This is a genomic window from Pseudoalteromonas sp. P1-13-1a (assembly GCF_001401875.1).
GTDB lineage: Bacteria > Pseudomonadota > Gammaproteobacteria > Enterobacterales > Alteromonadaceae > Pseudoalteromonas.
Genome location: NZ_LKDV01000036.1, coordinates 30,814 through 42,224, shown reverse-complemented (window position 1 = coordinate 42,224; position 11,411 = coordinate 30,814). Strand labels below are relative to the sequence as shown.

10 protein-coding genes and 1 tRNA gene are annotated in these 11,411 nt (G+C 40.9%); 7 read left to right on the top strand and 4 right to left on the bottom strand.

The window, feature by feature from the left end; genetic code table 11:
• Window positions 1-4: 4 nt before the first annotated feature.
• The 5 genes from AN391_RS17385 to AN391_RS17365 all read left to right on the top strand — a co-directional run bounded on the left by AN391_RS17385 (window position 5) and on the right by AN391_RS17365 (window position 6,999).
• A tRNA-Arg gene (locus AN391_RS17385) sits at window positions 5-81 on the top strand.
• 562 nt (window positions 82-643) lie between these two features.
• The gene (locus tag AN391_RS17380; RefSeq protein WP_055016564.1) at window positions 644-1,819 is read left to right on the top strand and encodes an exo-beta-N-acetylmuramidase NamZ domain-containing protein; all 1,176 of its coding nucleotides are present in this window, start codon (window positions 644-646) and stop codon (window positions 1,817-1,819) included.
• A 9-nt stretch (window positions 1,820-1,828) separates the two neighbouring features.
• Window positions 1,829-3,490, top strand: a complete 1,662-nt coding sequence (gene pbp4b / locus AN391_RS17375) for a penicillin binding protein PBP4B (protein WP_152967911.1) — start codon at window positions 1,829-1,831, stop codon at window positions 3,488-3,490.
• A gap of 186 nt (window positions 3,491-3,676) precedes the next feature.
• A complete protein-coding gene (locus AN391_RS17370; protein WP_055016563.1) occupies window positions 3,677-5,053 on the top strand; it encodes a Na+/H+ antiporter NhaC family protein in 1,377 nt (458 codons plus the stop codon).
• Window positions 5,054-5,340: 287 nt separating this feature from the next.
• Window positions 5,341-6,999: a P-loop NTPase fold protein gene (locus AN391_RS17365; RefSeq protein WP_055016562.1), complete on the top strand. Its 1,659-nt coding sequence runs from the start codon at window positions 5,341-5,343 to the stop codon at window positions 6,997-6,999.
• An 84-nt stretch (window positions 7,000-7,083) separates the two neighbouring features.
• Here the strand turns inward: AN391_RS17365 and AN391_RS17360 are convergent, their stop codons facing one another.
• The 3 genes from AN391_RS17360 to AN391_RS17350 form a co-directional block, all read right to left on the bottom strand.
• Entirely contained in the window at window positions 7,084-7,707 is a 624-nt protein-coding gene (locus AN391_RS17360) for a hypothetical protein (RefSeq protein WP_055016561.1), read from the bottom strand.
• A complete protein-coding gene (locus tag AN391_RS17355) occupies window positions 7,694-8,209 on the bottom strand; it encodes an RNA polymerase sigma factor (protein WP_055016560.1) in 516 nt (171 codons plus the stop codon). Before AN391_RS17355 ends, AN391_RS17360 begins: the two co-directional genes overlap by 14 nt.
• Window positions 8,210-8,274: 65 nt before the next feature.
• Window positions 8,275-8,910: an energy transducer TonB gene (locus AN391_RS17350; RefSeq protein WP_055016559.1), complete on the bottom strand. Its 636-nt coding sequence runs from the start codon at window positions 8,908-8,910 to the stop codon at window positions 8,275-8,277.
• Between the two features lie 145 nt (window positions 8,911-9,055).
• Here AN391_RS17350 and AN391_RS17345 point away from each other — a divergent pair, with 145 nt between their 5' ends.
• Complete coding sequence (locus AN391_RS17345) at window positions 9,056-9,562, top strand: DUF3087 domain-containing protein (protein WP_055016558.1); 507 nt, start codon at window positions 9,056-9,058, stop codon at window positions 9,560-9,562.
• 33 nt (window positions 9,563-9,595) lie between these two features.
• Window positions 9,596-10,045 carry a low molecular weight protein-tyrosine-phosphatase gene (locus AN391_RS17340; RefSeq protein ID WP_055016557.1) on the top strand — a complete coding sequence of 150 codons (450 nt, stop codon included), beginning with the start codon at window positions 9,596-9,598 and terminating at the stop codon, window positions 10,043-10,045.
• 45 nt (window positions 10,046-10,090) lie between these two features.
• Here the strand turns inward: AN391_RS17340 and AN391_RS17335 are convergent, their stop codons facing one another.
• Window positions 10,091-11,203 (bottom strand): energy transducer TonB, encoded by a 1,113-nt coding sequence (locus tag AN391_RS17335; protein ID WP_055016556.1) that lies wholly within the window; start codon window positions 11,201-11,203, stop codon window positions 10,091-10,093.
• Window positions 11,204-11,411 lie beyond the last annotated feature (208 nt).

Below are 11,411 nucleotides of genomic sequence, written 5' to 3'. Positions count from 1 at the left end.
AAGTGGGCGCATAGCTCAGCTGGATAGAGTACCTGGCTACGAACCAGGCGGTCGGAGGTTCGAATCCTCCTGCGCCCACCACTTTCATACATATGCCGACATAAGCGTCGGTTTTTTTGTGCCTGAAATAAAGTAAAGCATGTATTTAGATAAAGTACCTTACTGCGAATCAAGCAGTCTGAGGTTCACTCTTAGAAGAGACGTCCTGCGCCCATCACTTTCAAACATATGCCGACATTAAGTCGGTTTTTTTGTGTCTGAAATAAAGTAAAGCGTAGATATAGATAAAGTAGCTTACTGCGAACCAAGCGGTCAGAGGTTCACTCTTAGAAGAGACGTCCTGCGCCCACCACTTTCAAACATATGCCGACATTAAGTCGGTTTTTTTGTGCCTGAATTTTGAGAAAGCTTTCAGCTATCAGTTAAGCCAAGCAAACACCCCTGCTAAAAATTTCAGCGTAGACGTAGAGCTTGCTCACGTTAGAAGCGCAGCGCCTCTTAACCTCTTTGTGAATCATTAGTCTTAAAAAGTAACAGCACAAAGAGAAGTAAAAGAGGAATAAATGAGAAGCCTAAAACCATTCACTGCTCTTTAACTTAAGCTGTGGTATTTTGAACGCCTAGTTTAAAAGGATCTTGCTGTATGTTTAAAGCCGTATTTATCACCTTTGTATTATTATTTAGCAGCTTACTTAATGTAAGCGCTAAGCAAAGCGAAGCGCAAAATTCCCCCGTTGTTGGCGCTGCTCAATACAAACATTATTTGCCGCAGCTACAAAATAAACGTGTTGGGCTTGTGGTAAACCAAACATCACTTGTTGCTAACACGCACTTGGTCGATGCTTTACTCACTAAAAATATAAACATAACTAAAATTTTTGCACCTGAGCATGGCTTTAGGGGCGATCACGATGCCGGTGCCCATGTTAAAGATGCAGTTGATAGCAAAACCGGTATCCCGCTTATTTCTATTTATGGCAAAAACAAAAAGCCAAGCGCCGAAGCCCTTAGCAATGTAGATGTTATTATTTTTGATATTCAAGATGTGGGCGTACGCTTTTATACCTACATAAGTTCTATGCATTACATGATGGAGGCCGCAGCGGAGCAAGGTATTGAATTTATTGTGCTTGATAGGCCAAACCCCAATATTGCCTACGTTGATGGGCCCATACTTGAGCGCGAATTTAAATCGTTTGTAGGCATGCACCCAATCCCCGTGTTGCACGGTATGACGGTAGGTGAGCTTGCAAAAATGATCAAAGGCGAAAGCTGGATCAATAAAGCGGCTGATTTAAAGCTGACGGTGATCCCGGTTGATCATTACACGCGCTCAACATCCTACAGTTTACCTGTAAAACCCAGCCCTAATTTACCGAACGATCAATCAATTGCGCTTTACCCGTCGCTGTGCTTTTTTGAGGCAACACCTATAAGTATTGGCAGAGGCACCGACTTTGCGTTTCAGGTAATTGGCTACTCGCCCGTTGCGCTTGGAGATTTTAGTTTTACACCACGATCTATTAAAGGCGCGGCAGCAAACCCTAAATTTAAAAATACCCCTGTAAAAGGGCTCGATTTACGCACGGAAAATGCGCATGGGCTTAATTTAAGTTACTTAATAACGGCTTATAGTAAATTATCTAAAAATAATATTACCTTTTTTGAACGCGCTGATTTTATGGATAAACTAGCTGGCACTAATAAGTTACGTTTAGCTATTGAAGCAGGGCAATCAGAGGCACAAATAAAACAAAGTTGGCAGCAAGGGCTTGAGGCATTTAAAAAGCAACGAGCGCCATATTTACTGTACAACTAAGGGTTATAAATGGCGTTAGTAATAAATACAAAAATAAGCACTTATTTTAAAGCCGCTTTAGTCGCACTTATAGGCCTTACACTTGCAGCGTGTAGCAGCAACAAGGCTAATGACTTTACATCGAGTGAGCTTAAGCAAAGTAAATTAGTAACGCTTCCAAACGCACAAGTCGTGGTTACTTTTCCTGAAGCGAACCCAAGTAGCCGTGAATACGTAAATAACCGGGGTACTTTTAAAGCGTACAAAGGGCGAGGGCAGTTATTAATTCAAAATAATAACGCGATAAGCGCCGATATTTTTATAAACAACCAAAAGCTTAATATTACCAACCAACTAGCCGAGAATACTTTATACGAGTATTCGCTCGCAAGGCGCACTCATAACGGGGTAAACACATTTAAAGTTGAAAATATTAAGCCTAAAGGCGCAAGCCTTACTTTACGCTTTGAGTTTCCTACGTTAAATACTGCCGTGCAAAGTAATATAGACTTTAGCCAAGTAGATGCCTTGATAGAAAAAGACGTAAAAGCAGGTTTTCCAGGGGCGGTATTGGCCGTTGTAAAAAGTGGCGAACTTATAAAGCTTAGCGCCTATGGCGATGCCAAGCAGTACCAACAAAGTGATTTAATGCTACTACGCCCAGAGCCAATGCAAACACACACTTTGTTTGATTTAGCATCTAACACCAAAATATTTGCCACTAACTTTGCCCTAATGAAACTAGTAAGCGAAGGGCTTTTAAATATAAACAAGCCCGTGCAAAGTTATTTACCCGAATATAAAGGCGATGGCCGCGAGCTGCGTACAGTAAAAGACTTACTCACGCATACCGCGGGTTACCCGCCGGTGTTTGACTTTCATCGTAAAAGTGCTAAAAACGGCGATGCATATTTTTCGCAAAACAGCCAAACCACTAAGCAGTTGTTACTTACACAAGTACCGCTAAGTAATAAATACCCCGCACAAGCGCTTTACTCAGATATTGATTATATGATTTTAGGCGTACTGGTTGAGCGCATAACCGAGCAACCACTTGATGACTACCTAGAGCAACACATTTATGCCCCACTAAAGCTAACCAATACGGTGTTTAACCCGCTTAAAAAGGGCTTTAAACGCGCTGAATTTGCAGCCACCGAGCTTAGCGGCAATACCCGCGATGGGCGTATTGCCTTTGATAATATTCGCACCAATGTTTTGCAGGGCGAAGTGCACGACGAGCGAGCATTTTATTCGTTTGATGGCGTAGCAGGTCATGCGGGTTTATTTAGTAATGCACCCGATTTAGCGGTGCTTTGCCAAGTGCTATTAAACCAAGGTGGTTTTGGCAATACCCAGTTATTTAGCGCATCAAGCTTAGCGCAGTTTTTAACGCCACAATTAAACAACGAAACCTACGGCCTAGGCTTTAGGCTTGCAGGTAACAACCAAGCCAGGCGTTGGCACTTTGGTCCTTACGCAAGCCCACAAGCGTATGGCCACACTGGTTGGACGGGCACGGTTACGGTTATTGATCCAACCTACGATTTAGCCATTATTTTATTGACCAATGCGCGCCATACACCAATAAAAGGCGGGCAAAAACACTACCAGTTTTTGGGCAAACAATACGAGACCGCGCAATATGGCTCGGTAGTATCGCTTATTTACGAAGCACTACTAAATCAATAAATTATCGTTTAGGTTAAAACGGCCTAAGTGCAGTGCCTTAAGTGATTTATTTGCAGGTGACTTAACTAAGCCAATCCATTAAGCTAAGCGGTTTACAAATTCAGGCCATATTTTTAAAACGGCCTGCAAAATAAGCGTTTCAACGTGAATAAGCGAACGCACTTCGCTATTAATAAAGGTTAATTTATGTCTTGGTATTCTATATTACCGCCGCTCATTGCTATCGCTATCGTATTTTGGCGCAAAGAAGTAATAATGGCACTTTTGGTGGCAGTGGCTTCATCAGAACTTTTACTCGCTATGCAAGGCGAGGGTAATACCTTATTTGCTACATTTTTAAATACCATTGAGCGCATAATATCGGTAGCCAGCTCGCCAGGTAACACCCGCATTTTAATATTTAGTATTATGATTGGTGCCTTACTGGCCTACATTCGCGAATCAGGTGGCGTAGCAGCCACCGTTAATATGCTAATGAACAAAGGCATTGCAAAAAGTAAGCGCCAAGTTGGTTTTTTAACCATGTTTACCGGCATCGCGGTATTTATAGAATCAAACCTAAGTGTATTAACCTCAGGTATTGTATCGCGCGGCTTGTTCGATAAATTTAAAATGAGCCGAGCGCGCCTTGCCTACATTATTGACAGTACCAGTGCGCCGGTATGTATTTTAATATTGCTTAACGGCTGGGGCGCATTTGTGCTGGGTTTACTGGGCAATTACGAGCTAAGCGAATCGGCTGTGTCTATTTTATGGGGTAGCGTAGGGTATAACTTTTACGCCATTATCACGCTAGTTATTGTGTTTTACACCATCGCGTTTGATAAAGTGCACGGCCCAATGAAAGACGCCGAGCAAAAGCTAGAGCTGCAAAAAACCGACCTAAAAGAAGAAGTAAAAGGCTCTAAAGCGCGCTTTATGCTAGTGCCACTGCTTACCCTAATTGTAAGCATGGTAGGCTTTATGTTTTACACTGGTAACGGTGTATTAGCAGAAGGTAGCGGCTCTAAATCGGTATTATACGCAACGGTGCTTGCTATTATTGTTGCCTACATTTTAATGATCAGCTCGCGCCAATTTACTCACCATCAACTCGTCGACACCGGCTTTAAAGGCATGGGCGAGTTATTACCATTGGTGAGCATTGTATTGCTATCACTTACACTGGGCGCAAGCTTAAAAGAGCTAGGCACCGGCGTATTTGTTGCATCGCTAGTGGGCGACTACTTACCTATTTACTTAATTGTACCTGTGCTGTTTGTTACCGGCGCGGTTATGTCGTTTACTACGGGTACATCGTGGGGCACATTTGCCATACTCATCCCTATTGGCATACCACTTATTCAAGAGCTTGGCTTACCGCCTTCACTTGTAGTCGGCGCTATTTTGGGTGGTGGCATATTTGGCGATCACTGCTCGCCTATATCCGACACCAGCGCCGTATCGGCACTCGCTTCGGGGTGTGACTTACTTACTCATGTTAAAACACAGCTACCGTACGCGCTATTTGGCGGCGCACTGACGTTTATAGCGTACTTAGTAACAAGCATAATAGTGTTATAAACGTATTTTAGAATAAGACAGTTTCAAACACTCAAAAGCCTGCTTAATCGCAGGCTTTTTCGTTTACACGTAGGTTGGGTTGAGTGACACGAAACCCAACGGTTCGCCAATTTATTTCACTGCTTTAAAGCCGAGTATATACACTGTTTTGTAGGTGCTTAGTTTGTTAGGGCGTTGGGCGTTAGCCCGAACTAAGTACATCTAAATAATTAAAAATTTTCACAGGCCTCACGTTTACTTATTGATATGTGGCACTATATGAAAAGAATTATTTTAAAGGGAATTAAATGAAAGAGATTAAAGAATTTAATTGGAGTAAAGCAACTAAGCCTCCATTAGAAGAATATTTTCCTGCTGATAAATTAGATCGAGCTCGCTACGCTACGTTCTTATCAAGATTATTAGCTCAAGAAGGTTATGACGAAAGTAAGCCTGATGAAGAGCAAAAGAAAAATTATGTATTAAATCTCAATGCTGAATGGGGGGCAGGTAAAACCTATTTTCTTAAGCGTTGGTCGCAAGAATTAATAGTAGATTACCCTGTAGTTTATATTGATGCATGGCAGCAAGATTATTCGGACGATCCATTTTTAACTGTAATTGCAGGTATCATTAAGCAGCTTAAACTTCAGGCTAAGTTTAATATAACAATACCTAAAAGTGCCGTTTCGATGTTTAAGGCTGTCGCACCTGCAATTGCACAAGGCTTAACTAAAAAAATATCAGGTATCGATTTAGATGAGCTACACACATTACTATTTTCTGATGATGAAATAGATAGTGAACAAAATCAAAGTTCCAATAAACCTACTGGTAGCGACTTTTCGCCGGCAGTAAAGGCGCTTGCACAAAATCTGATTAAAGATCATGAAGCTAAAAATAAGAGTATTGAAGTAATAAAGTCTAAGTTAGCTGATTGGGTTAGTAAGTTTGAAAAGCAGGAAGGTAAGTCGTTACCCATCTTTATTTTTATTGATGAATTAGACCGTTGTCGCCCAAGTTATGCAGTCGAAATGCTAGAGACGATTAAACATATTTTCGATGTTAAAGGTATAGTATTTGTTGTGGCAACAGATACAGGGCAACTCCAACATACAATCAAATCAATATATGGTGAAGGGTTTGACGCTAAGGTTTATTTAGGCCGTTTTTTTAACAGTCGTTACAGTTTAAAACGACCTTTTTTAAAGGATTTTTTATCAGTACATAGCGATACAACTAAATTTGAATCTGCGTATTTAGAAAGTAAAAATATTGAAATACTCCCTCGTACTGAAACCCCAGAAACTGCCTTAGCTAATATCTCAGTTGTATTAGATGCATTCCAAGTACCTCCAAGAACAGCTATTCAAATTACTGAACGCATTACTGCCATTATTGTAAATTTACCAAATGGTAAAAAAGTAGATGTACTCGTACTCGCTGTTTTGTTTTGTATCTATGAAAAAGATCATCCGCTTTATGAAGAAATTATAAATGGTAGATTTAAGAGAACAAAATTAAATAAGAAAGGTGAAACACAAAATATAAGGTTATCTGATTATTTATCAGAAAAAATACTACCCGAAGACTTAGAAAAAGATGTTATATTTTTTATTGATTCAAAATTATATAGCAATGAGCCGAACTGTATAGTTAATCGCTACAAAGATACGGAGAACATAATTAAATTAAAACAGTATATTGAAAGCTTTTTTTGTAAAATTTTTATTGATGAAAGTTTACTTATTTTCGATGTGTTCGGAAAAACAGATACAAGCAAATTAACTAAACTAGGGCAAGCTGAAAAAGAGTTACAGGAATGCAATGATTCTGAACAGTATAAAGTGGCTAAGTCTTTGATTAAATATATTTATGTAAAAGATACATACAACAAAATTACTAAAGAGCAATATCGTGATTTTATAGAGCTTTCCTCACCATTAGATTACATGGGCGATAGTTAACTACCTCAGTGCAGCGCGAAGCGCCTCTGTGTTCTCGGTGGTAATTTATCTAAATTACCACCAACATTAACTGAGCTAAACCACCTAAGCCCCACACTGCCTAACTCCAGCACCCGCATGTTTAAGTGCTACAATCTGCCCTTTACCGTTATGCGCCATAGCCAGCATATCACCCGTATTTAGACCACTTTCTACCGCATGTTTACCCTTTAAATCACTGAGCAGTGATTGCTTAATTTGTACCAGTACCTCGTCATTACAGCTGGCTATGAACCAGTCGTTATCAACCTTTACGAGCGTGCCGTATTCTATGTGGCGTTGTTGGTGTAAGCGCAAGCTATTAGCGTGTTGTGTATCGAGTTCATGTTTTTGCTCAGTAATGGCGCTTGTGTAACTGCCCGATGGGGTTATTTCGTGGGTTTTAATAATTGAATAGTCGTGAATGTCTATAGTCTTAAATGAGCTGTTAAGCACCGTTTTAGGTGCGTAGTTAATGCCATTGCTGCTATCAAACACAATAAATGCAAACACGCCCAGTGCACAAGCGAGGCTGGCAAATTGTAGTGTAAAGCCGAACTTTTTAGGCTTTGTGTGCGCGGCTTTATTAAGTAACGCTTTTTGCTGCGAAGCAGTGAGCGTAGTGCGTGTTTTTCGCTCTTTATAGTGTTGTGTGAGCTTTTGGTCAAACTGCTCATCAGGCTTGTTCATTGTTTGCTCCTAATAAACGTTTAAGGTTTTGTTTGGCATAGCGCAACCGCGTTTTTACGCTTTCATGGTTGCTTTGGGTTATAAGCGCTATGTCGGTAAGGCTAAAGCCTTCTTGCTGTAAGGTAATGGCTTCGCGTTGTACAAAGCTTAGCTGTTTAAGTGCACTATCGAATGCCTGGTAACTTATATCGCTAATGTGACTACTTTGCTCATTTTGCTGCGCGGGTAGGTGGGTGTTTTCGTCAAGTTCTACAAAGCGCTGCTGTTTGCGGTATTCGTCTATGAGTGTGTTGCGCGCGAGTTTAAATAACCACGCTTTTGGCGTGGTTTGCGCTTGGTAAAGGTGGCGTTTTTCCATTACCTTTAGCCATGTTTGTTGGCTTACATCGTATGCTAAATGCGTATTAGATTGCGTTACTAGGTAGTGATATAAATCGTTACTGTATAAGGCAATAAGCTGCTCTAAGTGGCGGTTGTCGCCACTTTTTGCGTAACTTGCCATGCAGTCCTTGCTTGGCGTTTCAAATAACCATGACTTAATACTTAGTAGCATAGGCGTTTAGTCCGTTAAATAGAGTTATCTAATTTAAAATCGAGCTGTACAGTTTGATCTGTTTGTAATTGTGCCACACCTTCTATTACTTTGGGGCGATATTTCCAGCGTTTAATAGCTCTTATTGCTTCGCGGTTAAAAGTGCGTTTTGGCTCTGCGTTTATTACAACTGGATTTATTACTTCGCCGGTCGGTGAAATACTAAAGCTAAGTTGTACCCAGCCTTCAATGCCATCGCGAGCAGCAGACGTTGGGTATTTAGGGTTTATGCGTACTATGGGCGTTGCATCTCCCGTAGGGCGGTTAATGGTGCTATTTATATCATCACCAAAATCGTCAATAGTGACCGGCATTACTTCGTTTATAGCAATTACAGGGTCGTTTGCGGTATCTATTGGTGGTGCCTTAGGCGGTATTTTTGGTACCGGCGGTGGCGGCTGTATTTTTGGTTTTTGATTTACTTGTGAATCCTCTGGGACTTGAAAAATCTCTACAATAATATCGCCGCCGGGTTTAATAGGTGCGCGCTGCTCGCCAGATATTAAATATTGCATAAACGCAAAAGCCGCAAAGGTCATTACTGCGCCGCCAATTACGGCGGTTGATGTTTTAATAAATGCTGAGTTATTGGGTACTTCAAGTGTGTGCATAAGCCGCTCCGAGTAAACTTATTTGGGTTATTTAAAAGCTATAACGGGGGGCAAATCAAAAAGGGGTTAAATAGTTTTATAAAAATTGCGGGGTTTAGTTACAATAGCGTTTTGTATTCTTTTACTTATAAATTTTAAGGCTGTTATGCAACTCATACAAATAGATAAAGCACGTTACCGCAAGCATTTAAATCGGGTAATTGCAGGTTGTGCAGCGGGTTTGGCTGTTGGCAGCTTGGCGATATCGCAAACATTAATTGCGCTATTTCCTGATGAAAGCGGGAGCCATTTTCATTGGAATTTAACCGGTGTTGTTATAACCAGTTTAGCCATTGGCTGGCTGTTAAATAAATACCGTACACATAGCTTTATGACTGAAGTTGTTTATGTGTGGGAGCTAAAACAATCGCTTAATAAAATAACCCGCAAAATGCCAAAGCTAAAAGCGGCAGGGCGCGAGGGCAATGCCGATGCACTGTTAGCGATTCATTATAGTTATGCGGGCTCGCGGCTTTTATGGCAGCTTGACGATAACACCATTACCATGGACGAGTTAGCTATAAAACAAGCGGAGCTTGATAGTGTGGCGAGTAAGTATAACCTGACTTTAAATGCTGATGACTATAACGAGTCTATATTAAAACAGTTTTAAGCCTAGGGTGTTAAATTAGCTAAAGGAGCCTTAATGAAAAAAGTACTTATAGTGTGTTTAGGTAATATTTGCCGCTCGCCAACAGCAGAGGCGGTGTTAAAAGCGCGCGCTAAAAAATTAGGTGTAGAGGTAAAAGTAGACTCGGCAGGGACTATTGGTTATCACGAAGGTAAAACACCAGATAGCCGTTCAATGGCTGCGGGGGAAAAACGCGGTTATAGCTTTAAAGGAATTTTTTCGCGCCCAGTGCGCAGCAGCGATTTTACTGAGTTTGATTTAATTTTAGCAGCCGACACACAAAATTTAGCTGACTTAAAAGCAAAGTGCCCAGCGCATTTACATTACAAGCTGGCATTGTTTTTAGAATACGGCGAGCAAAGCCAAAGCGCCATACCCGACCCATACTACGGCGGCGATGACGGCTTTGAAAATGTGCTCGATTTAATAGAAGCCGCCAGCGATAAAATACTCGCAAAGCTTTGAATAAAACTACCTGAACAAAAAAGACGCGATTTAATACCTTGCGTGTTATCTGGCTATTTTAAAGTCGAGCTGTACTTGTGTACTTGCAACTACAGGTTGGCCGTTTTCAAATTTTGGTGCATAACGCCACTTTTTAAGTGCGCTAAGTGCCGACCTTTCAAACTCTTTACCCCCTTGTGAGCTAACTACCTCTGGGTTTTTAACAAAGCCTGCGGTATCTACGTCAAATTCAACAACCACTATGCCGTCTCGCATTTGGCGCGCTTTGTTTTGTGGGTACTCAGGGTTTTCACGGTATATGGGTGTTTGCTCTTGTGTTTCTTTCCACGGCACCATTTTAGCAATTGCTAAACAATGCTTGGTGGCTTGCTCACTTTGACCCGTTTTTTCGTAAAGGTTAACAAGCTTTGAGTGCGCAGTAAGCTCAGCGCTGTGATCAAAGCTTAAGTTGTTATCAAATACCGATACAACATGGTTTAGTCGTTCAATGGCTTCATTGTATTTTTTCTTACCTTGAGCAAACGACGCCATTAAAAAGTCGGCTTTAATGCGCTCTACGGTGTTGTTGTCTAGGTTATTACGGTAGTAGTCATCGGCTTGGTTAAGCAGTGTTTTAGCTTTATGGTATTTTTTATGAGCAAATTTTTTGGCTAGCAATGAGGCTGCTTCAAACTGCATGTCGGCAACAAATTTAGGGTTGTTTTGCGCTTTAGCTATTTTAATAACACGGTCGTAATCGTTATCTGCTTGATAGGCTGAGCTGGTGTTTTCTGCTTTGCCAATTAGCGCATCGATTGTTTCTATTGCATTTTCACCGTGGTTACTTGCCAGTATTGAATAGGCTTGCGAGTACAGCTCGTAACGCATTTCGGTTACATTTTTTTTGCTGCTTATTGTGCGTGGCGCTGTAATTGCTTTGGCATAATTAATAGCAAGGCTTGCGGTGTTATCGCTTTTGTCACCATAAAACGTAAGCCCTGTCGTGTAGGCTAATTTGGCAGCTTGTTCTATATTTTCATCTTTTTTAACAGCCGTTAAATAACTTTGGTATGCATCAGAAAAGGCGGCTTTATCATCGCTAACTTGGCTTGCTTTGCTCTGGCCTGCAAAAGCCGTAAAGGTTAATCCTATTATTAAGGCGAGGTGTTGTGCTTTCATAACAATCCCTATTAGTGTTCAATCTAGAAACAAAATACCACAAATGAGAATAGTAGTCATTATTGTCTACGCGCTTTGCTTTTACATTAATAAGCTCAAAACACAATTGTGAAGTAAATTTAAAATAGCAAAGCAGAGTTTGATTGTCACCTTTTTAGGTAAGTGCTGTAGCTGTTCAAGGCTGTACTTTTATTACGAGTAAATATTG

Bases quoted from the DNA above. Each gene is read 5' to 3' on its own strand.
- AN391_RS17380 (WP_055016564.1), top strand. From the start codon at position 644: ATGTTTAAAGCCGTATTTATCACCTTTGTATTATTATTTAGCAGCTTA.
- pbp4b (WP_152967911.1), top strand. From the start codon at position 1,829: ATGGCGTTAGTAATAAATACAAAAATAAGCACTTATTTTAAAGCCGCT.
- AN391_RS17370 (WP_055016563.1), top strand. From the start codon at position 3,677: ATGTCTTGGTATTCTATATTACCGCCGCTCATTGCTATCGCTATCGTA.
- AN391_RS17360 (WP_055016561.1), bottom strand. From the start codon at position 7,707: ATGAACAAGCCTGATGAGCAGTTTGACCAAAAGCTCACACAACACTAT.
- AN391_RS17350 (WP_055016559.1), bottom strand. From the start codon at position 8,910: ATGCACACACTTGAAGTACCCAATAACTCAGCATTTATTAAAACATCA.
- AN391_RS17345 (WP_055016558.1), top strand. From the start codon at position 9,056: ATGCAACTCATACAAATAGATAAAGCACGTTACCGCAAGCATTTAAAT.
- AN391_RS17335 (WP_055016556.1), bottom strand. From the start codon at position 11,203: ATGAAAGCACAACACCTCGCCTTAATAATAGGATTAACCTTTACGGCT.
- AN391_RS17365 (WP_055016562.1), top strand. From the start codon at position 5,341: ATGAAAGAGATTAAAGAATTTAATTGGAGTAAAGCAACTAAGCCTCCA.
- AN391_RS17355 (WP_055016560.1), bottom strand. From the start codon at position 8,209: ATGGCAAGTTACGCAAAAAGTGGCGACAACCGCCACTTAGAGCAGCTT.
- AN391_RS17340 (WP_055016557.1), top strand. From the start codon at position 9,596: ATGAAAAAAGTACTTATAGTGTGTTTAGGTAATATTTGCCGCTCGCCA.